The sequence below is a fragment of the Pseudidiomarina marina genome, from assembly GCF_003987045.1.
GTDB classification, from domain to species: Bacteria; Pseudomonadota; Gammaproteobacteria; order Enterobacterales; family Alteromonadaceae; genus Pseudidiomarina; species Pseudidiomarina marina.
This window is the reverse complement of the sequence record NZ_PIPZ01000002.1, coordinates 153,681-178,765: the sequence shown is the minus strand read 5'-3', so window position 1 is coordinate 178,765 and position 25,085 is coordinate 153,681. Positions and strand designations below refer to the sequence as shown.

Here is a 25,085-nt window from a genome sequence, read left to right as displayed (position 1 = left end):
TTCGCTCTAACACATCACGATTAAATTGCTGCGTAAAGCGAATGAATTCCTTTAGAGGCATGGCACGGCCGTAGAAAAAGCCTTGCTGGTAATGACATTTTTGCTGCTGCAAAAATTCGACTTGTTGCTCATGCTCAACGCCCTCGGCAACCACACTCATGTTCAGCGTGTGTGCGATACGAATAAGCACTTCAACCAAGGCTTTTTGTTGCCCCTGATGTGGTACGTTATGTAAGAAACTGCGGTCGATCTTTATCACGTCAATAGGGTACGAACGCAGGTAGTTCAAGCTTGAGTACCCAGTCCCAAAATCGTCAATGGCTAACGAAATACCAGCGTCTCGCAGTTTACGCAAGTTAGCAAACTGGCGTTCTTTATTGCGCATAAGCATCGACTCAGTAATTTCGAACATCAATCGATTGGTCGGTACATCGGCTGCTGCAATCACATTTAACCAATGAGTTGCCGCCTGACGGTCATTGAATTCACGCGGCGAGCGATTCAGCGCAATTGCTAAATCAAGACCGGCGCTATGCATCTTTTTCCAATCACGAACGACCTGGCGCAGCACGAAGTCGCCCAAACCAATGATCGCGCCGGTCTTCTCGGCAATTGGAATGAATTCTGCGGGTGAAATTGCGCCTCGTTCTGGATGTATCCAGCGAATTAAAGCCTCACAACGTGTCAGTAAGCCTGTTTCCGTTTCAATAACCGGCTGGTAGTGCACCTCAAACTGTTCCGCTTCAATTCCTTTAATAATTTGATGGTGCAGATTAATGTCGCGCTCCGTGCTTTGGCGTAGCTGTTCATCGAAGAAGTGAACACTCATTGCGCCTTGCGCTTTCGCAGCATACATCGCTAGTTCCGCGTGCTTTAATAGCTGTTGAACTTCTTGGCCATCGTGCGGGAACATGGCGATGCCCGTACTGGCGGTCATATTGATATGGTTATGTTCAATGTCCAGCGTATGAAGTAAGTCGCTCATAATCGCTTTAGCGCGAATTTCAGCTTCACTCGGATCATTAAGATCTCGCAATACTATCGCAAACTCGTCACCACCAATGCGCGCTAATAAATCATCTTCGCGAATACTGGTTCGAATGCGCTCGGCAACACGTTGCAATAAAGCATCACCCACTTCATGGCCTAATACGTCGTTAATTTCGCGAAGATGATCAAGATCGAGAACCAGCAGTGCGAATTTTTGTTGCGAGCGTAAGGCCGAACGAATATCTGCGCCAAGTTGTTCCGAGAAGAAGTTGCGGTTCGGTAAATCCGTTAAACCATCGTAGCGGGCTTGATACGCGATAGTCGAAATAGCGCCGCGTAATCGATGCTGAGTAAAAATTAGCATTAAAAAGGCCGATAAAATAACAGCCGTAAGACCGATACCAATCGCCCAGTGCAGCCAAAAATCGGCATTATTTGCGACCCACTGCCCGTCGCGAGGATAAGCTGCTAACTGCCAGCGACCGCGAGGAAAAGCAATTTCAGTGACCAATGCATCAGGGTTAAATACATCGTTATTACCAGCAAATGCGGTGGGGGTCGGGTTCAGATCATTTTGCACATGACGAATAGCAAAAGAATAATTCGGATGCTGATAAAATCGGACACCCTCTAAGAGATTCACATGGTCAATAACCAGCGAAGCGACACCCCACAACGTACGGTCATTACGGAATACCGGCATCCGTGCAATCAGAGCATCACGGCCTTGATTAAGACGCAACGGACCGGTCAACACCACGTCTTTTATCGCAATTGCGCGCAAGATGCCCGCATACTGCTCGGTATCCAGTCGGTAATTAAAACCTATTAATGACTGATTACCTTCGACTGGGTAGACGAATTTAACGACCAAATCGGGCGCGAGGGCAACATGCATGATATCGAGATTAGAGGAGAGAAATTCATCAATGATGTGTTGTAAGCGAACGCGATCGGGTGTGTCTTGCCAAAGAATTTCAGGACGCAACGCGCGCAGTGCTAACATATTGGCTTGTAAGCGCTGTTCAATTTGGCCTCGCATTGCACTTAAGTGCTCGCTGGCTCGGCGTTTTTCTATTTCCAGTTGTTGTTGACGTTCACCATCGACGACAAGATACACCGCGTACAATAAAGCCGATGCAATAAAGAGCACAACAACAAGGTAGCGCAATAAGCGCCAGCGTTCGGACTGCTTACCGAACTTATCTGGAAAACTCACGACATCTATCTGCTTCATTTATATGAGAAAGCTTGTTATTAGAATTATATGCTTGTTGACATAGTATTCGCATCATCCTTTACCTAATCCTTGCCGTCAAGCGCTGTTACATATCGCAAAGCAATCATTTTTCCTTGACAGGTGGAAAGATCGGCACCTAGACTGTCACATTGTGGGGATTTGTGGGTAATAGTGGATCAAATAATATGTTTCGTGGCGCAGCAGCACTCAGTCTAGATGACAAAGGTCGGCTCGCGATACCAGCAAAGTATCGCAAGAGTCTGCTTTTGGATTGTGACGGGCAAATGGTCTGTACCATTGACATTAAGCAACCCTGTTTATTGCTGTATCCATTGCCGCAGTGGCAATTGATTGAACAGAAGCTCACCACCTTATCAAGCATGAACCCCGCAGAGCGTCGTCTCCAGCGTTTGTTACTGGGTCACGCCGAAGATTGCCAAATGGATAAAAACGGTCGCATTTTGATCGCACCAACCCTGCGTCAACATGCGGATTTGAGCAAGAAGATCATGATTATTGGTCAGCTCAATAAGTTTGAACTTTGGTCTGAAGCGGCATGGCAAGAACAAATCGCAGCCGATATGGCAGCGGAGCAAGAAGACGACTTGGCACACAGTGATCGACTACAAGACTTCTCATTATAATGACAACAGAAGCGCAACAACACGTCTCGGTGTTGTTACAAGAGTCCATCGAGGCTCTTGCGATCAAACCAGACGGAACTTATTTAGATGCAACCTTCGGTAGAGGGGGGCACTCGCGCGCTATTCTGGCCGAATTAAACTCGCAAGGTAAACTTTATGCACTCGATCGTGACCCCACCGCGATTGCTGCGGCCGCTGCCTTGCGTGATGACCCACGGTTTACCATCATCCACACCCCATTCTCACGATTAGATGACGTGCTTGAAACGCAGCAATTGCGCGGCAAGCTCGACGGAATATTATTTGACCTTGGCGTTTCCTCCCCACAATTGGACGACGCCGAACGCGGCTTTAGTTTCATGCGCGAAGGACCACTCGATATGCGCATGGATACGAGTACCGGCATGACTGCGGCGGACTTCTTAAACAGCGCTAGTGCAGACGAAATTGCATTTGTGCTGCGCGAATATGGCGAAGAACGCTTTGCTTGGCGAATTGCCCAAGCGATTGTTAAGCAACGCGAAGAGAAGCCTCTTGCCACTACACGCGAATTGGCCGAATTGATTGCGCAAGCGGTGCCATTCAAAGATAAACACAAGCACCCAGCGACGCGGAGCTTTCAAGGTATTCGCATTCACATTAATGGTGAGCTCGAGGAGATTGAAACAGCATTAACCGCAGCTGTCAGCGGATTGAAACCCGACGGACGACTTGCTGTGATTAGCTTTCATAGCTTAGAAGATCGCATGGTCAAACGCTTTATGCGTGCTCAGGCACAAGGCCGAGCAATTCCAGCTGGACTACCTATTCGAGACGCGGACTTTGATCGCGGTCAAACGCTGCGCCTCATCGGCAAGGCCATCAAGCCATCGGCGGCCGAAATAAAACTAAATCCAAGAGCACGGAGTTCCGTGCTACGCATTGCCGCGAGGTTAGATTATGAAAGCTAGCCGCGTACCTGCATTAGTAGCTGTTTTGTTTGACGATTTTCGCCAACACCTTGTGTTGGTTTTGCTGTTTTTAATGGTCATCGGCAGTGCCATGGCGGTGATTTACGTTTCGCATAGTCATCGCTTGCTCACCATAGAGCGCGACGAGCTACTCTCGCAGCGCGATGAGATCGATATTGAATGGCGTCATTTACAGATTGAACAGAACACCTTAACTGAACACAACCGAGTTGAACGGATTGCGCAGCAACGCCTCGATATGGTGCGTGCTGAGGCTGAGCAGGAGGTGCTAGTGCCATGGCAGTAACACCAAAACCAAACCGCCGCGCTGTTAAGAAGGCGCAACCACACTTAAGCAAGGGACGATTCTACTTCGCCTTGCTGATTGTGTTTGGTGTGTTTGGAAGTTTGGTGGCACGAGCGGCATACATTCAACTGATTGAACCTGAACGGTTAATTTTTGAGGGTGATCGTCGCTCCCTTCGTGCTGATGCAACGACCGTGCAGCGCGGCAGTATCTTAGATCGCAACGGTCGCGAGCTTGCAGTGAGTGTTCCGGTGCAGACGGTCTGGGCTGACCCGAAACGAGTTCATGAAGGCGATGGCTTAGCAAATCGTGAACGTTGGCTGGCTCTTGCAGAGGTATTTCGTACCGATGTGAATGAGTTGCTTAGCAAAGTGGCTGATCCAACTCGCCGCTTTGTTTATCTCGAACGTAAAGTTACCCCAGGTGTGGCCGATTTCGTTCGTCAGTTAGCTATTCCTGGTGTGTATTTGAAAACCGAATCACGGCGCTTTTATCCGGCGGGTGAAATCGCCGCGCATGTTGTTGGTTTTACGGATATTGATGGCTTAGGTATTGAAGGTTTAGAAGCCATTTACAATCAAGTTCTTACCGGGGTACCCGGTGAGCGAGTTTATCGCAAGGACGCGGCAGGACGGGTTGTTGAAGAAATACGGGTGACCGAAGCGCAACAACCACAACAATTAACGCTGAGTATTGATCAACGCTTGCAATCATTGGCTTATGCCGAAGTCAAAAAGGCCGTGCGCTATCACCAGGCGACTTCTGGTTCTGCAGTGATTCTTGACGTGAAAACCGGCGAGGTACTCGCAATGGTCAACAGCCCGTCCTACAACCCAAACAATCGACATGATTTGCAACCACACAGATTACGCAATCGTGCGATTACCGACGCTTATGAGCCGGGCTCAACGGTGAAACCGCTGGCTGTGATCGCTGGATTGGAGGCTGGCGTGATTCAACCGGACGACGTGATTAACACCAGCCCAGGTTGGATGCGTCTGGGTGGTCGTCGAGTGAGTGACCCAATTAATCGTGGTGAGCAAACTATTACACAAATTTTAGAGAACTCTAGCAACGTTGGCACTGCCAAAATCGCATTAGCTACAGGTATCAACAGTATGTTGGATACTTATGCGGCGGTGGGCTTTGGTAATGACACAGGGGTAGCCATGTTGGGTGAGAGTTTCGGTATTTTACAGAACCGTCAGCGTTGGTCTGATTTTGAAATCGCGACCTTATCGTACGGTTATGGCATGTCAGCAACCACGTTACAGTTGGCACAGATGTACGCCATTATTGCTAATGGTGGCAAACGTGTGCCGTTAACCGTTCAACGCCGCGAAGGCTTGCCCGAAGGCGAACAAGTTATTTCGGAGCGGACGGCGAAGACGGTTCTCACCATGCTTGAGAGTGTGGTTGCAAATGGTTCTGGTGGACGAGCGAAGGTTCGTGGCTATCGTGTAGCGGGCAAGACCGGTACATCGCGTAAAGCGATAGCTGGAGGCTATGGTGAAGAGTATGTCACCTTGTTTGCCGGTATTGCGCCAGTGAGCGATCCGCGAATAGCAGTGGTGGTGACGGTGAATGAACCAAGTGGCGACGAATATTATGGCAGCGAGGTTTCGGCACCAGTCTTTGCAGAAATTGTCAGCGACGCGCTACGCGTGATGAATATTCCGCCGGATAATTTAGCTGATGCACAGTTAAAAGCGGCTGGTTTTGGAGGTGCAGATGATTGATCTGATGACCTTATTACCAGATTACCCGTTACAGTTACCGGCCGTGAAAGTTGGCGGACTAAAGCTTGATAGTCGCCAAGTTGCAGCGAATGATGCGTTCGTTGCTGTGCCTGGCTATCAGGTTGATGGTCGACAATTTATTGATGCGGCAATTGAGGCTGGTGCCGCCGTGGTGCTTGCCGATTCGGAAACCGTTGGCATGGAGCTACGGGGGCGTACCTGGGTTGTTGAAGTACCACAGCTGAAGAATGAATTATCCGCTATCGCCGGTCGATTTTTTCATGAACCATCGCAAGCACTCAGCGTGATAGGCGTTACCGGCACCAACGGTAAAACCTCGGTGACTTATATTACAGCGCAATTACTTGAAGCTTTGGGGGTGCCATGTGGCGTGATTGGTACCACGGGTTCGGGTTTCCCGGGTCGATTGTTACCAGAAACGCACACCACCCCTGATGCCATTGCTGTGCAACACCGATTGCATGTGATGCGTAGCGAAGGAGCCCAAGCGGTAGCGATGGAAGTGTCATCGCATGCGTTGGTGCAGCGTCGTGTTGAGGCTGTGCACTTTAAAGTCGGCGTGGCCACCAACATCAGCCGTGATCATCTCGATTATCATGGCACGATGGCGAACTATGCTGGCGCCAAACGTCGGTTATTTACTGAGTTAGATACACAATTCAGCGTGCTGAATGCTGATGATTCGGCGGTAGCCGCTTGGTTGCCCGATCGCACTGACAGCTGGCGCTTCAGTTTAACGCCGCAAAACGCTACTCGCAGTATCTGGGCGGAACAGGTCAAGTATGATCATGACGGCACCCAGTTTAATTTGTATGTGCGTTATGACGCTGAGCGCGTTGAACAAATTTCGGTACAGTCGCCGTTATTGGGTGGCTTTAACGTTTACAACTTGCTGGCTGCTATTGCTGCCGTTATCAGTTTAGGTCAAGAACCACAAAAAATTGCTGCGGCATGCGCACAATTACATGCTGTGCCAGGTCGAATGGAAGCGTTCGGAGGTCATCACGGTAAGCCGCTGGTGATTGTCGATTATGCGCATACGCCTGATGCACTACAGCAAGTACTTAGTGCCCTGCGTCGTCATTGCGAAGGCCAACTATGGTGTGTATTCGGTTGCGGTGGTGACAGAGATCGTGGAAAACGTCCGCAAATGGGTGCAGTGGCGGCCGATATGGCCGACCGTGTTGTGGTGACCGATGACAATCCACGTACCGAGCCACCAGAACAAATTGTGCAGGATATTATTGCCGGCATGCCAACACGCCAACGTGTGCAAGTGATTATGGGGCGCGAGAATGCGGTACGCCAAGTGATCGCGCAAGCGAAAGCAAATGACGTGGTGCTATTAGCCGGCAAAGGGCACGAAGATTACCAAGTGATTGGTCAACAGCGCATTGACTATAACGAGCGTGCACTGGTAGCGGAAATCACTGCAACACCAACAGCGGAGGAGCTCTCATGATTCGCATTGACTTAGCATGGATAGCAGCCGCAGTTGAAGGACGATTAGTTGGCGCAAACCGCACGATTGATGCCGTCAGCACCGATACGCGGTCGCTGCCGAAAGATTGCTTATTTATTGCATTAAAGGGCCCCAATTTTGACGCGCACGATTTCGCTGCTCAAGCATTGCAGAGCGGTGCCGCGGCGATTATGGTGGAGCGTGAACTAACCGATGACGTTTGTATGGCGGCACCGCAAATTATCGTCAATGACACCCGTTATGCGTTGGGGTTACTCGGCGCAGCAGTTAAAGCGAAAGTGGCTCCAAAAACCATTGCAATAACCGGTAGTAGCGGCAAAACCACCGTCAAAGAAATGCTAGCGGCTATTTTGCGTCAACGTGGCGAAGTGCTTGCAACCGCTGGTAACTTTAATAACGACATTGGCGTGCCATTAACACTTTTACGAATTGAGCCACAGCACGAGTTTGCGGTTATTGAACTCGGCGCTAATCATTTAGGTGAAATTGCTTACACCACTCGCTTAACCCAGCCTGACGTGGCCATCATCAACAATGTCGCACCAGCGCACGTTGAGGGCTTTGGTGATATTCACGGTGTGTATCGGGCTAAATCGGAGATATTCCGTGGTTTAGGTCCGCATGGCTTAGCACTCACACCGTTTCACTCGCAGTTTGCGCAGGGTTGGAAACAGATGTTAGCGGGCACCAAACACGAAACGTTCGGCCGTGTGGTCGATGCGGCGGATGAGCAACCGACCGTGCGTGCATCCAACGTGCAAGTTAACCAGCAAGGTTGCGCGGAATTTGATGTCGAATTGACCGGTGAGCAGCCCCAAACAGGACATATCACCCTGAGTCTGCCTGGTTTACACAATGTTGACAACGCACTGGTAGCCATTCGCGCCGCAGTTGCGGTAGGTTGTGCGCTCGCTGATGCGCAGACAGCATTAGCGCAATTAACACCGGTTGCTGGACGCTTGAATGTGATTCGTCTAAATGACCACATTCAATTGATTGATGATACTTACAACGCCAACGTTGGCTCGGTAAAAGCGGCGCTCGACATGCTAGCGGTATACCCAGGCTATCGCATGATGGTTTTGGGAGATATGGGTGAGCTAGGTAGCCAAGCCCGTGAATACCATGAAGAGGTTGGTGCATACGCCATTACGGCGGGCATTGATAACTTGTATACCTTAGGCGTGCTGAGTCAAAGCGCAAGTGAAGTGTTTAATGGTCGCGGCGGACGTCACTTCTCAAATTTGGACAGCGCCGTTGCGGCGATTATCGCGACAGTGAATCAAGCACCAGCGCCGATCACCATTTTAGTCAAAGGCTCGCGCAGTGCCCGTATGGAGCGCGTGGTGCAAGCCTTGCAAGAACGTCAGGAAGAATTAAAACCAATGACTTCAGCAGAAGGAAAACACGCATGTTAGTGTGGTTAGCGGAATACCTCACGCAGTTTGCGAGTGCGTTTAACGTCATCTCGTATCTAACCATGCGCGCAATTTTAAGTGTATTGACCGCATTGTTGATTTCCCTGTGGATGGGGCCAACACTGATCAAATACTTGCAACGCTTGCAAGTAGGACAAGCGGTTCGCGATGACGGCCCACAAAGTCATTTAAGTAAGGCCGGAACACCAACCATGGGCGGCGTGCTCATTATCGCTTCCATCGTCATCTCTACCTTGTTGTGGGCGGATTTATCGAATCATTATGTGCAGGTCGTGTTGGCTGTGGTATTGGGTTTTGGTGCTGTCGGGTTTGTCGATGACTATCGTAAAGTCGTGCAGAAGAATCCGCGAGGTCTTCCGGCTCGATGGAAGTATTTCTGGCAATCGTTAATTGCCACGCTAGCCGCTGTCTATTTGTATGCCCACGCCACCGTTGGCGCAGAAACGCAACTGCTGGTGCCGTTTTTTAAAGATGTCATGCCGCAACTCGGCCTTATGTATATCTTGCTGGCCTATTTCGTCATTGTTGGAACCAGCAACGCCGTTAACCTAACCGATGGTCTTGATGGCTTAGCGATCGTGCCAACCATTATGGTCGCTGGCGCGCTTGGGGTATTCGCTTATGCGTCGGGTAACGCTAACTTCGCCAGCTATTTAAACATTCCATTCTTACCGCTTTCTGGTGAGTTATTGATTGTGTGTACCGCGATTTTTGGTGCTGGTTTAGGCTTCCTTTGGTTTAACACCTACCCAGCACTGGTATTCATGGGTGATGTTGGCTCGTTGACTCTGGGTGCCGCGCTCGGCGTGATTGCTGTCATGGTGCGCCAGGAATTGGTGCTCTTCATCATGGGCGGTGTGTTCGTGATGGAAACCTTGAGCGTCATGCTCCAAGTGGGTTCATACAAATTACGTGGCAAACGTGTGTTTCGGATGGCTCCTATCCACCACCACTACGAATTAAAAGGCTGGCCAGAGCCACGCGTCATTGTGCGCTTTTGGATTTTAAGTTTGGTATTCGTATTGATTGGTTTAGCAACCTTGAAGTTGAGATAAACAATGAAATTAGCAGCATTAGATACATATGAAGCAATCGGTGTGGTCGGTCTCGGCCAAACAGGGTTGTCGTGTGTGCGCTATTTGCTGCAGCGTGATATTGAACCCGTTGTTTTCGATACGCGTGCCGAGCCTCCGGGGTTGAAAGAGCTCAATGAGCTCAATGCCGAACTCGAAGTTCATACTGGCGCGTTGGAACTCGGACATATTTTGGCAATGGACTTGTTGGTTGTGAGCCCGGGTGTTGACTTACGTACGCCGGCGTTACAACTCGCAATTGATGCCGCCATTCCAGTTGTTGGTGATATGGATTTATTTGCGCGCCATGCCAACAAACCGGTTATTGGCATCACTGGCTCGAATGGAAAATCCACCGTGACTCGCTTGGTCACCGATTTACTGACCGCCGCCGGCAAGAAGGTTGCCATGGGCGGCAATATTGGCGTGCCGGTATTGGATTTGGTTGGGCAACCAGCCGATGTGTTTGTACTTGAGTTGTCGAGTTTTCAGCTTGAGCTTATGCACGATCTCCATTTGCGTGCTGGCACCATTTTAAATATCAGCGATGACCACATGGATCGCTACAGTGATTTGCGCGACTACTCGAATGCGAAACATCGCATTTATAACCGAGTTGACGTGGCTGTTTGGAACCGGGAACAGGAAATGACGGCGCCGTCTTTAGTGCCGATGAATGCTCAGCTTACTTTTGGTCTAACCCCAAGTAGCGAGCATGGACCTGACCAATTCGGGTTAGTTGAGCACGAAGGTGAGTTCGCGATTAGTTTTGCTGGCAAACCGTTGCTGAAAGCGAGTGAGTTGCAGTTAACCGGCGTACATAATTTACTCAATGTTCAAGCCGCATTGGCATTGGTTTATGCCTATGGTGTCGATCCTTATCAAGTACTTGATGCGGCGCGTCGCTTCAAAGGTTTGCCGCATCGCTGTGAACTCGTGGGTGAATATCAGCAAGTTCAATGGGTGAACGATTCAAAGGCCACCAACATTGGTGCAGCCGAAGCAGCCATTTTTGGCACCCGTCAGTTAGTAAAAGGCAAGCTGATACTCATTGCTGGTGGTGATGGCAAAGGTGCTGATTTTGCTCACTTTCGTGCCGCTCTCAAGCAAGTGGATGTGGTGATTGTGTTGGGTAAAGACGGCGAGCGCATCGCCAACCAGATTGAGCACGCAGTGCGGGTCAAAACACTTGAAGAAGCCGTCGCAACCGCAGCCGAGCTTGCAACGCCGAATAGCATGGTATTGCTGTCACCAGCTTGTGCCAGTTTAGATATGTTTAAAAATTACGAACAGCGGGGCGAACGATTCCGTGCCGCAGTGGAGGCCCATTATGGTCGCAAAAGCGCATAAAGCGCGTACGTCGAATAGCACCGAGCAGCAGCTGGAACTTGGTATCCAGCAGTCGCTTGATACTATGAGCGTGCCGCTTTGGCAGCGTTGGCGTGACTGGTGGGTGGCCAACGATAGTGCGTTATTGTATGACCGAGCGCTACTTTGGTTGACCTTAGCGCTAATCGCCATTGGCCTAGTGATGGTGACGTCAGCATCGTTTCCAGTGGCCGAGCGACTGACCGGCAATCCGTTCTACTTCATGATCCGTCACGGCATTTATGTGGGCGTCGGTATCGCATTATTGCTAACAGTTATACAAATACCGGTGCAGTGGTGGGAGAGTGGTAGTAGCAGTCTGCTGCTTATATCAATGGGCATGTTGATCATGGTGTTGTTTATCGGTCACGAAGTGAACGGGGCGAAACGCTGGATTAAATTAGGGCCATTAACATTGCAAGTTGCTGAGGTCGCTAAGCTCTTTTTCGTGATTTATATGTCGAGTTACTTAACCCGCCGCGTGGGAGAGGTTCAAGAAAACTTAAAGGGTTTCTTGAAGCCATTATTGGTATTGTTCTTCTTCGCCGGATTACTGTTATTGCAGCCAGACTTTGGCTCGCTGGTCGTCATGTCGTGTATTGCTGTGGGCATGCTGTTTCTTGCTGGTGCACGGTTATGGCAATTCTTTGGCGTCATGGTCGCCTTTGCTGCAGCGATTGTGCTGTTAATTGTGAAAGAACCGTATCGAATGCGCCGCGTTATTTCCTTTTTAGACCCTTGGGAAGATCCATTCGGTAGTGGGTATCAATTGACGCAATCGTTAATGGCCTTCGGCCGCGGTGATTGGTTCGGGCAAGGGCTAGGCAACAGTATTCAGAAATTGCAGTACCTACCTGAAGCGCACACCGATTTTATTATGGCTGTGGTAGGTGAAGAGCTGGGCTTTTTCGGCATTGTTTTGATTTTGGTACTGTCGTTTGCCTTGGTACTGCGTGTTATGCAACTGGGGCGAAATGCATTACAAGCGGGTCATCAATATGGCGGTTTCGTCGCCTATGGCATCGGTATTTGGTTTGCGTTTCAAGCTATGGTCAATATCGGTGCTGCAGCGGGCATTTTACCGACGAAAGGGCTGACATTACCGCTGATTAGCTATGGTGGTACCAGCTTACTTATCAGCTGCGTTGCCATCGGTATTTTACTACGAGTGGATTACGAGGTACGGGTGAGTCAAATTAAAGTGGCACCGCGCCGTCGTAGCCCAGCGAAAGCCGGAGGTGCCGCATGAATCGTGTGATGATTGCAGCTGCCGGAACGGGTGGTCATGTGTTCCCAGCACTGGCAGTGGCTGAACAACTGCGCGGTTATGGTTGGGAAGTGGTGTGGCTTGGTACCACCGAACAACGCTTAGAAAGTAACGTTGTCCCGGCTGCCGGCTTTAAACTCGAGCAGATAACCATGCAGGGTGTGCGTGGGCACGGCTTGATGCGTAAGTTAGGCACGCCATGGCGACTGTTTAAAGCGTTTCGTCAATGTCGACGATTACTTAAGGTGCATCAATCACAGTTACTTTTATCATTCGGTGGCTATGTATGTGGACCTGCGGGGCTCGCTGCGCGGTCATTAGGAATTCCGTTGTTAGTGCATGAGCAAAACGCGGTTGCGGGGCTCACTAACAAGGTACTATCACGTATTGCGCAGCACGTGATGGTTGGCTTTGCTGCGGCAAAAGCGCAGTTGCCTGATGCCGAAGTGGTCGGCAACCCATTACGAGCTGATTGGTTGAAGCCAATAGCGGACAAAGAATTTAGTGATAGTGTGCGCTTACTCATTGTTGGCGGTAGTCTTGGCGCTCAAGCGCTGAATGAAGCAGTTCCCGCTGCCGTTTCCCAGTTAGAAACTGAACTGCAGCAGAAACTTAGCGTCCACCACCAATGTGGAGTAGGTCGCAGTGCAGAAGTGAAACAGGCCTATGCAGCGGCGCAAGTCGCATCGCTCGAAGTTGAAGATTTTATTCATGACATGCACAGCGCGTACAGCAATGCCGATGTCGTGATTTGTCGCGCTGGCGCGTTAACAGTGGCGGAGCTGGCCGTTGTCGGAACACCAGCAATTTTCGTGCCGTTACCACATGCTGTGGATGACCACCAAACCGCGAACGCTAATGAGTTAGTGCGAGCTGGTGCAGCACGGTTACTACCGCAAGCACAGTTAAAAGAAGTGACACCCTTGGTGCAGTTGTTAACTGAATTAGTGCGCGACCGAGAAGGGCGCGAAACAATGCGTAAGAATGCAGCTCAAGCAGCTTATCCAAACGCAACAGAGGCAGTAGTTAGCCAATGTGAGCGTTGGGCAAATCCTGAACAAATAAAAGTAGGCAAATAGCAATGAAGCAAGAGAAGTTAGCCCCATTTACAGTGGTCAGTGTGCCGGAAATGCGCCGCGTGCGTCGCATTCACTTTGTCGGCATTGGCGGCGCGGGTATGGGCGGCATTGCTGAAGTATTGCTAAATCAAGGCTACACCATTGCTGGCTCAGATATAGCTGAGAACGCAAACACCCAACGTTTACGTAATTTTGGTGCCGAAATTTTTATCGGCCATGCGGCCGAGAACATTCAAGGCGCCGATGTAATTGTCGTGTCATCAGCAATTAAAGCAGATAATCCAGAACTTGTGGCAGCCAACGAGCAAATGATTCCACAAGTACGCCGTGCTGAAATGTTGGCGGAGCTCATGCGATTCCGTCATGGCGTAGCAATTGCCGGTACCCATGGCAAAACCACGACCACGAGCTTAATTGCTAGCGTATTCGCTGAAGCGGCGTTAGACCCCACCTTTGTCATTGGTGGTTTGCTAAATAGTGCTGGCACTAATGCCCGCTTAGGTACCAGTAAATATTTGATTGCGGAAGCAGATGAGTCCGATGCATCGTTCTTGCACTTGCAGCCAATGGTTTCTGTCGTTACCAATATTGAAGCGGATCACATGGACACCTATGGCGGCGACTTTAATAAGCTGCTCGATACCTATGTGGATTTCCTTCACAACCTACCGTTTTATGGTTTAGCGGTGATGTGTGTCGATGATCCTGTAGTACGCGATCTATTACCACGTGTTGGCCGTCAAATTATTACTTATGGCTTTAGCGAAGATGCCGAAGTACGTGCAGCAAATTATCAGCAAAACGGCGGGCAAAGCTCATTCACTGTTTATCGTCATGGCTTTGAACCGTTAACTGTCACCGTCAACCTACCCGGTAAGCACAATGCCTTGAATGCGCTGGCTGCTATTGCCGTAGCAACCGACGAAGGCGTTAGCGATGATGCGATTATTGCCGCCTTGGAAAAATTTGGCGGTATTGGTCGTCGTTTTGAGCACCTCGGCGCGTTTGCGAGTGAGCATAACGGTCAATCGGGAGATGTATTGTTAGTTGATGATTACGGCCATCATCCGTCGGAGGTGGCGGTTACGATTGCGGCAGCACGTGCAGGTTGGCCAGATCGACGTATCGTGATGGCGTTTCAGCCACATCGTTACTCACGTACCCGCGACTTATTTGATGATTTCGTAAATGTATTAAGCGAAGTTGATGTGTTGTTACTGTTGGATGTGTATAGTGCCGGCGAAGCGCCGGTAACTGGCGCAGATAGTCGTGCTTTAGCACGTGCTATTCGTATGCGCGGGCAAATGGAACCGATTTACGTAGGTGATCGTGCGTCGTTGTACAAAGTATTAGCGGATGTTCTGCAACCGAATGATATGTTGCTAGCGCAAGGCGCCGGAAACATTGGTGCAATTGCACGCGATTTGGTTGCTACGCAGCTAGCGCCAACACAATTGCGGCATAAAGCGGATGAATTGCAAGGAGAATCCAAGTCATGGTAGCGAAGACTGAGTTTGGCAAAGTCGCTGTATTGTATGGCGGCCATTCAGCGGAGCGTGAGGTGTCGTTGCGCTCGGGCCAGGCCGTTCTCGCTGCATTGCAAGCACAAGGCATTAATGCGCAAGGTTTTGACCCTGCAGAGCAGCCTTTGACTGCCTTGGTTGAGCAACAATTTGACCGTGCCTTTATTGTTCTGCATGGCCGTGGCGGTGAAGATGGCACCATTCAAGGTGCGCTTGAGTATTTGGGCATTCCGTATACCGGTAGTGGCGTGTTAGGGTGCGCGCTAGCGATGGATAAAGTACGTACCAAGCAAGTTTGGCAAGCGGCTGGTTTGCCGGTGGCGCCAAGTGCCGTGATTGCGCGAGGACGTGCGGTCGATTGGCAAGCACTGATCACCGATTTGGGTGGCAAAGTGATGGTGAAGCCGGCGCAAGAAGGCAGCAGTATTGGAATGAGCCCAGCTCGCAATGCTGCAGAGCTTGAGCAAGCTGTCGCGCTGGCGCACAAATATGACCGCGAGGCTCTGGTTGAAAGCTGGCTCAGCGGTCCTGAGTACACCGTGTCAATTTTAGGTGATCAAGCCTTACCGGCTATTCGGGTGCAGTCAACGCACGAGTTTTATGATTACGATGCAAAGTATCAAGCGGGTGACACCCAGTACCACTGCCCAGCGGGCTTGTGTGAACTTGAAGAGCGAGCGTTAGAACAACTAGCGGTAACGGCATTTCATGCAGTGGGTGGAAAAGGTTGGGGACGCATTGACGTGATGTGCGATCACAACGGGAATTTTAAGTTACTTGAAGCGAACATGGTGCCGGGTATGACCACCAAGAGTTTGGTGCCGATGGCCGCGAAGGCGGTTGGCATGAGCTTCGAGCAACTGGTGAAGCGCATTCTCGAACTTAGCGAGGTGTAGTGTGGCGGCAGTCCGCTGGCAGTTTTGGCTGGGATTTAGCTTTTTTCTCAGCGTCGTCATCGGAGCCATAGCCGGAGTCGCGTGGTTGTATTACCTCGCCATGGATGCCAATGAAGTACCGTTGAAACGGTTAGTGGTGCAAGGCGAACTGAAGTATCTACAGCGCACACAAGTACGTGATGCGTTGGCCGGAGAAGAACTGGGCAGTTTTTTCTCGGCGGATGTGAATGTCATTCGCGAACGGCTTGAATCGGAGCCATGGATTGCTCAGGCATCGGTTCGTAAGGAATGGCCGGATATTTTAAAGGTGTTTTTGGTTGAGCAGAAACCGCTGGGCCATTGGAACGAAAATAGCCGCCCGAATGCTTTAGTTAGTGCAACGGGCGAAGTGTTTGAAGTCGACAAATCGGTGATTGATGAGTTACTGCCGAAATTGTTTGGCCCAGAACACGCAGTCAAAGAAACTGTAGAGCAGTATCAACAAGTGCATGAACTGCTTGAAATTAACGGCCACCAGGTGGTGGCGCTGACGCTCTCCGAGCGTTTTGCAGTGGATGTTGAGTTGTTATCAGGCATTCGTCTGCGCTTAGGCCGCGAAGGCTTACTAGAACGGGTACAGCGATTTATTGAGGTATTCCCGACCATAGTGCGCCATAAAACGCAGCCAATAGATTATGTCGATTTACGTTATGACACCGGCGTTGCGGTGGCGTGGAAAGAAGACCAAGAGAGAAAATAGCATGTCGAAAGCAGCAGAACGGAACATGGTAGTAGGGCTAGACATCGGCACCAGTAAAGTGGTGGCGCTGATTGGTGAAGTCATGCCCGATGGTGATATCAGCGTTATAGGCGTTGGTGCCGCAGCTGCGCGCGGTATGGACAAAGGCGGCGTGAACGATTTGAATCTTGTCGTGCAATCAATTCAGCGTGCGGTGGAAGAAGCAGAACTAATGGCCGACTGCCGTATTGCCTCAGTCTATCTGAACATTTCCGGTCGTCACATTGCGTGTCAGAACGAATCAGGTATGGTGCCGATTAATGAAGCAGAAGTGACTCAAGACGATGTTGATAGCGTGATCCACGCTGCGAAATCGGTGCCGATTGCGCAAGAACGCCGCATTTTGCATGTGCTGCCACAAGAATTCATTATTGATTCGCAAGAGAGTATCAAAAGCCCCATCGGTATGTCGGGTGTGCGTATGGAAGCCCGTGTCCATATTATTACTTGTGCAAACGACATGGCGAAAAATATCGAAAAGGCGGTCGAGCGTTGCGGATTAAGCGTCGACCGTCTGATTTTCTCGGCATTGGCGTCAAGCTACGCGGTACTGACTGACGACGAGAAAGATTTGGGCGTGGCGCTGGTCGATATGGGCGCAGGTACTATCGATATCAATATTTACACGGGTGGCGTATTGCGTCACACCGCAGTCATTCCAGCGGCAGGTAACCAGGTCACCAGCGACATCGCGAAAATCTTCCGCACGCCATTGAATCATGCCGAAGAAATTAAAACCAAATATGCATGTGCACTGCGCGAATTGGTTGGTAAAGATGACCATATTGAAGTGCCATCCGTGGGTGGACGTCCATCACGTAGCATGGAACGGCATATTTTAGCTGAGGTGGTCGAACCACGTTACCAAGAGCTATTCGAATTGATTCGTGACCAGATCACGCAAAGCGGTTTAGAAGATCAAATTGCGGCAGGTATAGTGCTCACCGGCGGCTGCGGCCGCATGGAAGGAGCCATTGAGTTTGCCGAAGAAATATTTCAAATGCCAGTGCGCTTAGGCGAGCCACTTGGCATGCACGGCTTGAGCGATTACGTACAAGATCCAACCTATGCGACGGCGGTTGGCTTGTTACGTTATGGCCAACAAGATGTCCAAAATCGTCAAACTGAAGCAAGCTCAACGAACGTTATAGGAATGGGGAAACGTTTATTGAGCTGGTTTAAGGGCGAGTTTTAATAAAAACAACATTTTGGATATGAATTTAGGGGTAGTACAATAAGCAGGTTAAAGGAGAATTAACATGTCAGAAGAAGTGTTTGAAGTACTCAACAACTTTGATACTGACGCGGTGATTAAAGTCATCGGCGTCGGTGGTGGCGGTGGCAACGCCGTGAAACACATGATCAATGAGTCCATTGAGGGCGTGCAATTTATTGTTGCCAACACCGATGCGCAAGCGCTGCGTAATCACGGTGCTCATGTGACCATTCAACTCGGCAGCGACATCACCAAAGGACTCGGTGCTGGCGCCAATCCGGAAGTCGGTCGTCAGGCCGCTGAAGAAGCGCGCGATGAAATTCGCAAGCAGTTGCAGGGCGCCGATATGGTATTTATCGCGGCCGGTATGGGCGGTGGCACCGGTACTGGTGCAGCACCGGTCGTTGCGGAAGTTGCGCGCGAGCTCGGTATCCTAACGGTAGCGGTAGTGACCAAGCCATTTCCGTTCGAAGGTCAGCGCCGCATGGCTGCAGCAAAAGAAGGCATTGAACAGCTGGCTCGCTATGTCGACTCGTTGATTACCATTCCGAACGAAAAACTTTTGAAAGTTTTAGGTAAAGGCACCAGTTTGTTGGATGCATTCGGCAAGGCAAACGACGTATTATTAGGCGCGGTTCAAGGCATCTCCGATTTAATTACCCGTGATGGTTTAATTAACGTCGACTTTGCTGACGTTCGTGCAGTGATGCGCGAAATGGGCACTGCGATGATGGGTACCGGTGTGGCACGTGGTGAAGATCGTGCGCAGGAAGCGGCCGAAATGGCGATCAACAGCCCACTGCTGGAAGATATCGATCTTTCTGGTGCTCGTGGCGTATTGTTGAACATCACCGCTGGTATGGACTTGAGCATGGAAGAGTTCGAGATTGTCGGTAACGTTGTTAAAGGCTTCGTGTCTGAGAACGCAACGGTTATCGTCGGTACCGTTATTGATATGGATATGTCGGAAGAATTACGCGTTACTGTCGTTGCTACCGGAATTGGTGGTGAACGAAAGCCTGATATCTCGCTGGTTAATCGTCGCGAACCAGCGCCAAGCTATGGTAACCGTACTTCAGCTGGTAGCTCAGCCGCTGGTAACAATTACAGCAACACGGCTACGGCACGCCAGTTGGAACCAGAAGTAGATGAAGAGCCTATGGAGGCAGAGCCGGTGGCATCGAAGCCAGCGTCAAAACCTCAGGCAAATCAAGGCAAAGATATGGATTATCTCGACATCCCGGCATTTTTACGCCGTCAAGTCGATTAAGAACGCGGTTTTCTTGCGGTTTTTTAGATAATCCGGTAAACTATTGCGCCTTTTGCTAGTCAAAGGACTGGAAACTTCTTTAACTTTTGAGAAGAACGAGAAGAGCAGACATGATTACACAACGTACAATCAAGCAGCCGATTGCAACCACTGGTGTGGGTTTGCATAAAGGCAACAAGGTTCAGCTCACGCTGCGCCCAGCACCTGTGAATACAGGTCTGGTGTTTCGCCGTGTGGATTTGAACCCTGCGGTTGATATTCCTGCTAACGCTGAGTTAGTGCGGGATACGCGTATGTGTACCTGTCTGATTAACGATGACAACGTGCGTGTATCTACCGTCGAGCATTTGCTTGCGGCGGTTGCGGCAATGGGCATCGACAATCTTGTTATTGAAGTGGACAGCCACGAAATCCCGATCATGGATGGAAGCTCTCACCCCTTTGTATACCTGCTACAGAGCGCGGGAATTGAAGAGCAAGGCGCAGCGAAAAAGTTTATCAAGATTAAACAGCCGGTTCGGGTTGAAGAAGGTGATAAGTGGGCGGAACTGCTACCCCATAACGGTTTCCGCATCGACTTTGCTATCGATTTCGACCACCCGGCAATTGCCGACACCGGCCAAGTGCTGAGCATTGATTTCAGTAGCAGTAATTTCATCAAAGAAATTAGCCGTGCGCGTACCTTTGGCTTCATGAAAGACATCGAAATGTTGCGCGCCAACAACCTGGCACTTGGCGGCAGCTTTGACAACGCCGTGGTACTAGATGAATTCCGTATTCTTAACAGCGACGGCTTGCGCTACGACGATGAGTTCGTTAAACACAAAATTCTCGACGCAATTGGCGACCTATACATGGGTGGCTATGCAATTCTAGGTAACTTGCGCGCGTTTAAATCGGGCCATGCTCTGAATAATCAGTTGTTGCGTGCGGTTTTGCAGAATCAAGAGGCGTGGGAATTTGTGACGTTTGAAGATGAAGCGGAAGTGGCACCAATCGCGTTCGCCAACCCCGTCGTCGCGTAGCCCGGCGTTTCACGCCGGGTGGTGCGCAGCACCGTTAATCGTTATTCGTTATTCGTTATTCGTTATTCGAAAAAGAAAAAACGAAAAACCAAAACCTGCGTAAATAAAAGTGTGCTATCTGTGAGCAAGGTTCTCAAACGAACCAAACTCACGAATAACGAATAACGAACAACGCTTTTAAGTTTTCTCGTATTTCTCCGCCAAGGCGAGTAGCTGCGAGCGCAACGGCTCCTCGCACAACTCCGCCTGCCGCCTCAATTTCGCTACCGTCTCATCATCATTTTTGCCTGCGTTTTTAACAGGTTGCGGTGCTTTTTCGGTCGGTTGAAGCGACGGCGTACTGATTTTTGGACGTACCTGCACATCAATACGAGAGATATGCCCCGTAGATTCATCTTGAAAATACGTTATAATGCGGCTTTGCTGAAGTTTTATACGGCTAGCAAGAGCTGCCGATGAGACTTCGAGCACGAGGGTGTGCGCACGAACCGACACCACTTTACAGTGTGCCAACAGAGGCGACAGCTGCAGTGCAACAAAACATTGTTGCAATTGCTGTTGCCAGCGTTGGTATTGCTCTGTAAAGTCAGTAAAACGCTGTAAGCGCTGACCGCCAAACAGTTGTTGGATATCGCGAGGTCGTTTTCGAGCCATGTTTGCGTGCCATTTAATTATAATTAGCAGCGAGAGATTGCATGAGTTTATCAGTCTTCTACCGAGGCACCAAAGTAAAATTCAGCTTTGAGCTGAGCCGTCGACGTTTGATGTCGCTGGCCGGCCTTGCTGCGCTTGGTGTGCTTGCTGTAACGAAGCCATGGGAACATCAGGGGTTAGACGCCGAAGCCGCCCGGGCGAAAATTACAGAAGAGAAAATCGCGTTAGCTGCACAAGAGCAAGCTGTACGTGAGTTAAAAGACGAAACCGAGAAAAAACTCACCGCCATGACCATTTATTTAGGTGAAATGCAGTCACAACTGCGTCGCCTTGATGCGCTTGGCAAACGGTTAGCATCAGTTGCGGATCTTGATAACGGCGAGTTTGCCTTTGAGCAGCCACTGATTGAGATCATGGGTGGTCCGGAAGCATCGATTACCGATGCACCAAAAGTTGATGGCCGTGATGTCATTGATCAAATTGAAGGCATGATGGGTGAGCTTGCCAGTAAACAAAAACAGCTCGCGCTACTTGAGTCGGTGATGATGAGTCACCATATCTCAGCAGAGAGCTATATTGCTGGTCGTCCTGTCGACTCAGGTTGGTTGTCGTCGCAGTACGGTATTCGTAAAGACCCATTCAACGGTCGTCCGGCAATGCATAAAGGTCTCGATTTCGCCAGTTTAGAAGAAGGTGCCGGCGTTTATGCTACCGGTGCTGGTGTCGTGACATGGGCTGGCGAGCGTTCAGGTTATGGCCAGTTGATTGAAATTGATCACGGCGGCGGGCTGAAAACTCGCTATGGCCACAGCAAAGAATTATTGGTGAAAGAAGGTGATGTTGTCACGCGCGGGCAGAAAATTGCTCTGTTAGGTAGCACCGGTCGCTCTACTGGGCCACATGTTCATTACGAAGTGCTACGCAACAATCGTCAAATTGACCCATATAAATATGTCTATCGTTCGGCTGACTAAGGCCGTTCGATTGTTACAACAGGAACATAGATTCACATGTTAGGTAGTTTATTCCGCAAGGTATTTGGTAGCCGCAACGATCGTATTCTTAAAGGTTTGCAAAAGAAAGTTCAGCAAATCAATGCACTTGAACCTGAATTTGAAGCGCTTAGTGACGAAGAACTTAAACAAAAAACCGTCGAATTTAAACAGCGCATCGAACAAGGTCAAAAACTCGATGATTTACTAGTTGAAGCATTTGCGACAGTGCGTGAAGCATCGAAGCGTGTGTTTAAAATGCGTCATTTCGATGTGCAGTTAGTCGGCGGTATGATCTTAAACGACAACCGCATTGCTGAGATGCGTACCGGTGAGGGTAAAACTCTAACCGCAACATTGTCGGCTTACTTGAACGCATTAAGCGGCAAGGGCGTGCATATTGTAACCGTAAACGATTACTTAGCTCGTCGTGATGCCGAAACCAACCGCCCTTTGTTTGAATTTTTGGGTCTTACCGTAGCCTTCAATATTCCAGGCATGAATCCAACGGATAAGCGTGCAGCTTACGCAGCCGATATTACTTACGGTACCAACAACGAATTCGGTTTTGATTACCTTCGCGATAATATGGCATTTAGCCCACAAGAGCGTGTTCAGCGTGAATTGAACTATGCGATTGTGGATGAGGTTGACTCCATTTTAATTGATGAAGCGCGTACGCCGTTAATCATTTCAGGTGCAGCAGAAGACAGTTCTGACATGTACATCAAGATGAACGAGATTGTTCCGTTGCTTGTACGTCAAGAAAAAGAGGATACCGAAGAAGAGCGCGGCGAAGGTGATTTCACCGTCGATGAAAAATCGAAGCAAGTGCATATGACCGAACATGGTCAAGAGCACGTTGAAGAGATTTTGAAAGAGCGTGGGCTACTCGCTGAAGACGATTCGCTGTTCTCAGCAGCTAACATTACGCTGCTTCACCACGTGAACGCTGCCTTGCGCGCGCACCACTTATTCCAAAAAGACGTCGATTATATTGTCAAAGACGATCAAATTGTGATTGTTGATGAGCATACCGGTCGTACAATGGAAGGTCGTCGTTGGTCAGAAGGCTTGCACCAAGCCATTGAAGCCAAAGAAGGCGTGAAAATTCAGAACGAAAACCAGACGTTGGCGTCAATTACGTTCCAGAACTACTTCCGTTTATACACCAAGCTCGCCGGTATGACCGGTACAGCCGATACCGAAGCATTTGAGTTCCAATCCATTTACGGCTTGGAAACGGTGGTGATTCCAACCAACCGTCCGATGATTCGAGATGACCGTGCGGATTTGATTTTTATCACCGCCGAAGAAAAATACGAAGCCATCGTGGCTGATATTGAAGAATGCCGTGTCGCGAAGCGTCCGGTCTTGGTTGGTACCATTTCAATTGAAAGCTCTGAGCTACTGTCTAAGCTTTTGAAGAAGAAAAAGATCCCACATAACGTACTGAACGCAAAATTCCACGCTCGTGAAGCTGAAATTGTTGCGCAAGCCGGTCTGCCAGGTGCGGTGACTATTGCTACCAACATGGCCGGTCGTGGTACCGATATTGTGTTGGGTGGTAATTTACAGACAGAAATTGCTGAGCTGAAAGACCCAACGCCTGAAAAAATTGAGCAAGTGAAAACTGAATGGCAGAAGCGCCACGATGCCGTCATTGAGTCAGGCGGCCTGCATATTATTGGTACTGAGCGTCATGAATCACGTCGTATCGATAACCAGCTTCGCGGTCGTTCAGGCCGTCAAGGTGACCCGGGTTCATCACGTTTTTATCTCTCGCTTGAAGATAGTTTGATGCGGATGTTTGCATCGGAGCGCATGGCAACCATGATGAAGCGCCTCGGCATGAAACGTGGCGAAGCGATTGAACATCCGTGGGTTAGCCGCGCGATTGAGAACGCACAGCGTAAAGTTGAAGGGCGTAACTTCGATATTCGTAAGCAATTGCTTGAGTATGATGACGTTGCAAATGATCAACGTAAAGTCGTTTACGAGCAACGCAACGAATTGCTAGATGAAGGTGATATTTCAGAAACCATCGAGGCGATTCGCGCCGATGTGGTTGATCGCGTCATCAGCGAATACATTCCGCCGCAATCACTCGTTGAATTATGGGATCTTGAAGGTCTCGAAGAGCGCTTGCGAGCCGATTTCGCATTGCCATTGCCAATTCAGCAATGGTTGGAGGAAGACGACAAGCTTCACGAAGAAATCTTGCGCGAACGTATTCTTGACGAGTTAGTAAAAGCATATAAAGAAAAAGAGCAGATGGTAGGCGAGCAGGTGATTCGCCAGTTCGAGAAAACCATTATGCTACAAAGCCTCGATATGCACTGGAAAGAGCATTTGGCGGCAATGGACCATTTGCGTCAAGGTATTCATTTACGTGGCTATGCACAAAAGAACCCGAAACAAGAATACAAGCGTGAGGCATTCGAACTGTTCGCTGAAATGCTTGAAGCACTGAAGCTAGAAGTAGTAACTATTTTAAGCAAAGTACGAGTTCGTGCGGAAGAAGATGTTGAAGCGGTTGAAGCGAAGCGTCGCGCTGCAGAAGCTGCTCAGCAGAAAGAATACCAGCACGAAGGAGCGCCTACCAGCGGCACTGAACCATCGCCTAAACAAGCTGCAGCGGCTGCACAGGTCGGTCGTAATGACCCGTGTCCATGTGGTTCTGGTAAGAAATTTAAACAGTGCCATGGCAAAATCTAAACGCATTCACGTTGCCGTTGGGGTGATTCAAAACCCCGACGGCGATGTGTTTATAAGTCGTCGTCACGCCCATCTTCATCAGGGCAACAAATGGGAATTTCCTGGCGGTAAAGTTGAAGCCGACGAGGATGTTTACCAAGCGTTGTGCCGAGAACTTCTCGAAGAATGCAATATTAAGGTGCAAGCTGCCGCGCCATTCACGGCAATTAGCTTTGATTACCCAGATAAGCAGGTATTGCTAGACGTGTGGGTGGTGACTGAATTTCACGGCGCAGTACGTCAGCAAGAAGGGCAAGAATGGGCTTGGGTGCCTTTGCATCAGCTTGATGCTTATCCGTTTCCAGAAGCCAACCAGCCAATTATTGAACGGTTACAGGCGCAAACCGCGCGATAGGTAACGAGATTCCAGAATA

Annotated in this window: 20 protein-coding genes and 1 pseudogene; 19 read left to right on the top strand and 2 right to left on the bottom strand. The window is 49.7% G+C overall.

Annotated features, from left to right (window positions below):
• Positions 1-76: 76 nt before the first annotated feature.
• Positions 77-1,888 (bottom strand): annotated as a pseudogene (locus CWI76_RS11790) (putative bifunctional diguanylate cyclase/phosphodiesterase); the annotation flags it as partial.
• 527 nt (positions 1,889-2,415) lie between these two features.
• Here CWI76_RS11790 and mraZ point away from each other — a divergent pair.
• From mraZ to lpxC, 16 genes are all read left to right on the top strand, one after another.
• Positions 2,416-2,874, top strand: a complete 459-nt coding sequence (gene mraZ, locus CWI76_RS06450; RefSeq protein WP_092856553.1) for a division/cell wall cluster transcriptional repressor MraZ — start codon at positions 2,416-2,418, stop codon at positions 2,872-2,874.
• Positions 2,874-3,824, top strand: coding sequence for a 16S rRNA (cytosine(1402)-N(4))-methyltransferase RsmH (rsmH, locus tag CWI76_RS06445; protein ID WP_126759538.1), 951 nt, complete (start codon positions 2,874-2,876; stop codon positions 3,822-3,824). The genes mraZ and rsmH overlap by 1 nt, the downstream gene beginning before the upstream one ends.
• Positions 3,814-4,131, top strand: a complete 318-nt coding sequence (ftsL, locus tag CWI76_RS06440) for a cell division protein FtsL (RefSeq protein WP_126759537.1) — start codon at positions 3,814-3,816, stop codon at positions 4,129-4,131. The genes rsmH and ftsL overlap by 11 nt, the downstream gene beginning before the upstream one ends.
• Positions 4,122-5,870 carry a peptidoglycan D,D-transpeptidase FtsI family protein gene (locus tag CWI76_RS06435; RefSeq protein ID WP_126759536.1) on the top strand — a complete coding sequence of 583 codons (1,749 nt, stop codon included), beginning with the start codon at positions 4,122-4,124 and terminating at the stop codon, positions 5,868-5,870. Before ftsL ends, CWI76_RS06435 begins: the two co-directional genes overlap by 10 nt.
• Positions 5,863-7,353 carry a UDP-N-acetylmuramoyl-L-alanyl-D-glutamate--2,6-diaminopimelate ligase gene (murE, locus tag CWI76_RS06430; RefSeq protein WP_198678579.1) on the top strand — a complete coding sequence of 497 codons (1,491 nt, stop codon included), beginning with the start codon at positions 5,863-5,865 and terminating at the stop codon, positions 7,351-7,353. The genes CWI76_RS06435 and murE overlap by 8 nt, the downstream gene beginning before the upstream one ends.
• Positions 7,350-8,792 carry a UDP-N-acetylmuramoyl-tripeptide--D-alanyl-D-alanine ligase gene (locus tag CWI76_RS06425; protein WP_126759534.1) on the top strand — a complete coding sequence of 481 codons (1,443 nt, stop codon included), beginning with the start codon at positions 7,350-7,352 and terminating at the stop codon, positions 8,790-8,792. The genes murE and CWI76_RS06425 overlap by 4 nt, the downstream gene beginning before the upstream one ends.
• Complete coding sequence (gene mraY, locus CWI76_RS06420) at positions 8,786-9,868, top strand: phospho-N-acetylmuramoyl-pentapeptide-transferase (RefSeq protein WP_126759533.1); 1,083 nt, start codon at positions 8,786-8,788, stop codon at positions 9,866-9,868. The genes CWI76_RS06425 and mraY overlap by 7 nt, the downstream gene beginning before the upstream one ends.
• Positions 9,869-9,871: 3 nt before the next feature.
• Positions 9,872-11,236 (top strand): UDP-N-acetylmuramoyl-L-alanine--D-glutamate ligase, encoded by a 1,365-nt coding sequence (gene murD / locus CWI76_RS06415; RefSeq protein WP_126759532.1) that lies wholly within the window; start codon positions 9,872-9,874, stop codon positions 11,234-11,236.
• On the top strand, positions 11,217-12,503 hold the full coding sequence (ftsW, locus tag CWI76_RS06410; RefSeq protein WP_420849471.1) for a cell division protein FtsW: 1,287 nt from the start codon (positions 11,217-11,219) through the stop codon (positions 12,501-12,503). The genes murD and ftsW overlap by 20 nt, the downstream gene beginning before the upstream one ends.
• Positions 12,500-13,600: an undecaprenyldiphospho-muramoylpentapeptide beta-N-acetylglucosaminyltransferase gene (gene murG / locus CWI76_RS06405; RefSeq protein ID WP_126759531.1), complete on the top strand. Its 1,101-nt coding sequence runs from the start codon at positions 12,500-12,502 to the stop codon at positions 13,598-13,600. The genes ftsW and murG overlap by 4 nt, the downstream gene beginning before the upstream one ends.
• Before the next feature lie 2 nt (positions 13,601-13,602).
• Positions 13,603-15,102: a UDP-N-acetylmuramate--L-alanine ligase gene (gene murC, locus CWI76_RS06400; RefSeq protein WP_126759530.1), complete on the top strand. Its 1,500-nt coding sequence runs from the start codon at positions 13,603-13,605 to the stop codon at positions 15,100-15,102.
• Positions 15,096-16,019 (top strand): D-alanine--D-alanine ligase, encoded by a 924-nt coding sequence (locus CWI76_RS06395; protein WP_126759529.1) that lies wholly within the window; start codon positions 15,096-15,098, stop codon positions 16,017-16,019. The genes murC and CWI76_RS06395 overlap by 7 nt, the downstream gene beginning before the upstream one ends.
• Before the next feature lies 1 nt (position 16,020).
• Entirely contained in the window at positions 16,021-16,758 is a 738-nt protein-coding gene (locus CWI76_RS06390; RefSeq protein ID WP_241967978.1) for a cell division protein FtsQ/DivIB, read from the top strand.
• Position 16,759: 1 nt separating this feature from the next.
• Positions 16,760-17,992 (top strand): cell division protein FtsA, encoded by a 1,233-nt coding sequence (gene ftsA, locus CWI76_RS06385; protein ID WP_092856519.1) that lies wholly within the window; start codon positions 16,760-16,762, stop codon positions 17,990-17,992.
• Positions 17,993-18,056: 64 nt separating this feature from the next.
• Positions 18,057-19,283 carry a cell division protein FtsZ gene (gene ftsZ, locus CWI76_RS06380; RefSeq protein ID WP_420849470.1) on the top strand — a complete coding sequence of 409 codons (1,227 nt, stop codon included), beginning with the start codon at positions 18,057-18,059 and terminating at the stop codon, positions 19,281-19,283.
• 110 nt (positions 19,284-19,393) lie between these two features.
• A complete protein-coding gene (lpxC, locus tag CWI76_RS06375; RefSeq protein WP_126759528.1) occupies positions 19,394-20,308 on the top strand; it encodes a UDP-3-O-acyl-N-acetylglucosamine deacetylase in 915 nt (304 codons plus the stop codon).
• Between the two features lie 177 nt (positions 20,309-20,485).
• On the opposite strand, the gene CWI76_RS06370 is transcribed toward lpxC, so the two are convergent.
• On the bottom strand, positions 20,486-20,962 hold the full coding sequence (locus CWI76_RS06370) for a DciA family protein (RefSeq protein ID WP_126759527.1): 477 nt from the start codon (positions 20,960-20,962) through the stop codon (positions 20,486-20,488).
• A 41-nt stretch (positions 20,963-21,003) separates the two neighbouring features.
• On the opposite strand from CWI76_RS06370, the gene CWI76_RS06365 reads away from it, so the two are divergent.
• The 3 genes from CWI76_RS06365 to mutT are packed head-to-tail and all read left to right on the top strand — an operon-like array spanning position 21,004 to position 25,066.
• The gene (locus CWI76_RS06365; protein WP_126759526.1) at positions 21,004-21,936 is read left to right on the top strand and encodes a M23 family metallopeptidase; all 933 of its coding nucleotides are present in this window, start codon (positions 21,004-21,006) and stop codon (positions 21,934-21,936) included.
• A gap of 36 nt (positions 21,937-21,972) precedes the next feature.
• Complete coding sequence (secA, locus tag CWI76_RS06360) at positions 21,973-24,672, top strand: preprotein translocase subunit SecA (protein WP_126759525.1); 2,700 nt, start codon at positions 21,973-21,975, stop codon at positions 24,670-24,672.
• Entirely contained in the window at positions 24,659-25,066 is a 408-nt protein-coding gene (gene mutT / locus CWI76_RS06355) for an 8-oxo-dGTP diphosphatase MutT (protein WP_126759524.1), read from the top strand. The genes secA and mutT overlap by 14 nt, the downstream gene beginning before the upstream one ends.
• Positions 25,067-25,085: the final 19 nt, after the last annotated feature.

What these genes read in the sequence shown, in the direction of transcription:
- ftsW (WP_420849471.1), top strand. Translation starts at nt 11,217, where the DNA reads ATGGTCGCAAAAGCGCATAAAGCGCGTACGTCGAATAGCACCGAGCAG.
- mraY (WP_126759533.1), top strand. Translation starts at nt 8,786, where the DNA reads ATGTTAGTGTGGTTAGCGGAATACCTCACGCAGTTTGCGAGTGCGTTT.
- CWI76_RS06425 (WP_126759534.1), top strand. Translation starts at nt 7,350, where the DNA reads ATGATTCGCATTGACTTAGCATGGATAGCAGCCGCAGTTGAAGGACGA.
- murG (WP_126759531.1), top strand. Translation starts at nt 12,500, where the DNA reads ATGAATCGTGTGATGATTGCAGCTGCCGGAACGGGTGGTCATGTGTTC.
- murC (WP_126759530.1), top strand. Translation starts at nt 13,603, where the DNA reads ATGAAGCAAGAGAAGTTAGCCCCATTTACAGTGGTCAGTGTGCCGGAA.
- rsmH (WP_126759538.1), top strand. Translation starts at nt 2,874, where the DNA reads ATGACAACAGAAGCGCAACAACACGTCTCGGTGTTGTTACAAGAGTCC.
- mutT (WP_126759524.1), top strand. Translation starts at nt 24,659, where the DNA reads ATGGCAAAATCTAAACGCATTCACGTTGCCGTTGGGGTGATTCAAAAC.
- murD (WP_126759532.1), top strand. Translation starts at nt 9,872, where the DNA reads ATGAAATTAGCAGCATTAGATACATATGAAGCAATCGGTGTGGTCGGT.
- ftsL (WP_126759537.1), top strand. Translation starts at nt 3,814, where the DNA reads ATGAAAGCTAGCCGCGTACCTGCATTAGTAGCTGTTTTGTTTGACGAT.
- secA (WP_126759525.1), top strand. Translation starts at nt 21,973, where the DNA reads ATGTTAGGTAGTTTATTCCGCAAGGTATTTGGTAGCCGCAACGATCGT.
- CWI76_RS06370 (WP_126759527.1), bottom strand. Translation starts at nt 20,962, where the DNA reads ATGGCTCGAAAACGACCTCGCGATATCCAACAACTGTTTGGCGGTCAG.
- CWI76_RS06395 (WP_126759529.1), top strand. Translation starts at nt 15,096, where the DNA reads ATGGTAGCGAAGACTGAGTTTGGCAAAGTCGCTGTATTGTATGGCGGC.
- ftsA (WP_092856519.1), top strand. Translation starts at nt 16,760, where the DNA reads ATGTCGAAAGCAGCAGAACGGAACATGGTAGTAGGGCTAGACATCGGC.
- mraZ (WP_092856553.1), top strand. Translation starts at nt 2,416, where the DNA reads ATGTTTCGTGGCGCAGCAGCACTCAGTCTAGATGACAAAGGTCGGCTC.
- murE (WP_198678579.1), top strand. Translation starts at nt 5,863, where the DNA reads ATGATTGATCTGATGACCTTATTACCAGATTACCCGTTACAGTTACCG.
- ftsZ (WP_420849470.1), top strand. Translation starts at nt 18,057, where the DNA reads ATGTCAGAAGAAGTGTTTGAAGTACTCAACAACTTTGATACTGACGCG.
- CWI76_RS06435 (WP_126759536.1), top strand. Translation starts at nt 4,122, where the DNA reads ATGGCAGTAACACCAAAACCAAACCGCCGCGCTGTTAAGAAGGCGCAA.
- CWI76_RS06365 (WP_126759526.1), top strand. Translation starts at nt 21,004, where the DNA reads ATGAGTTTATCAGTCTTCTACCGAGGCACCAAAGTAAAATTCAGCTTT.
- lpxC (WP_126759528.1), top strand. Translation starts at nt 19,394, where the DNA reads ATGATTACACAACGTACAATCAAGCAGCCGATTGCAACCACTGGTGTG.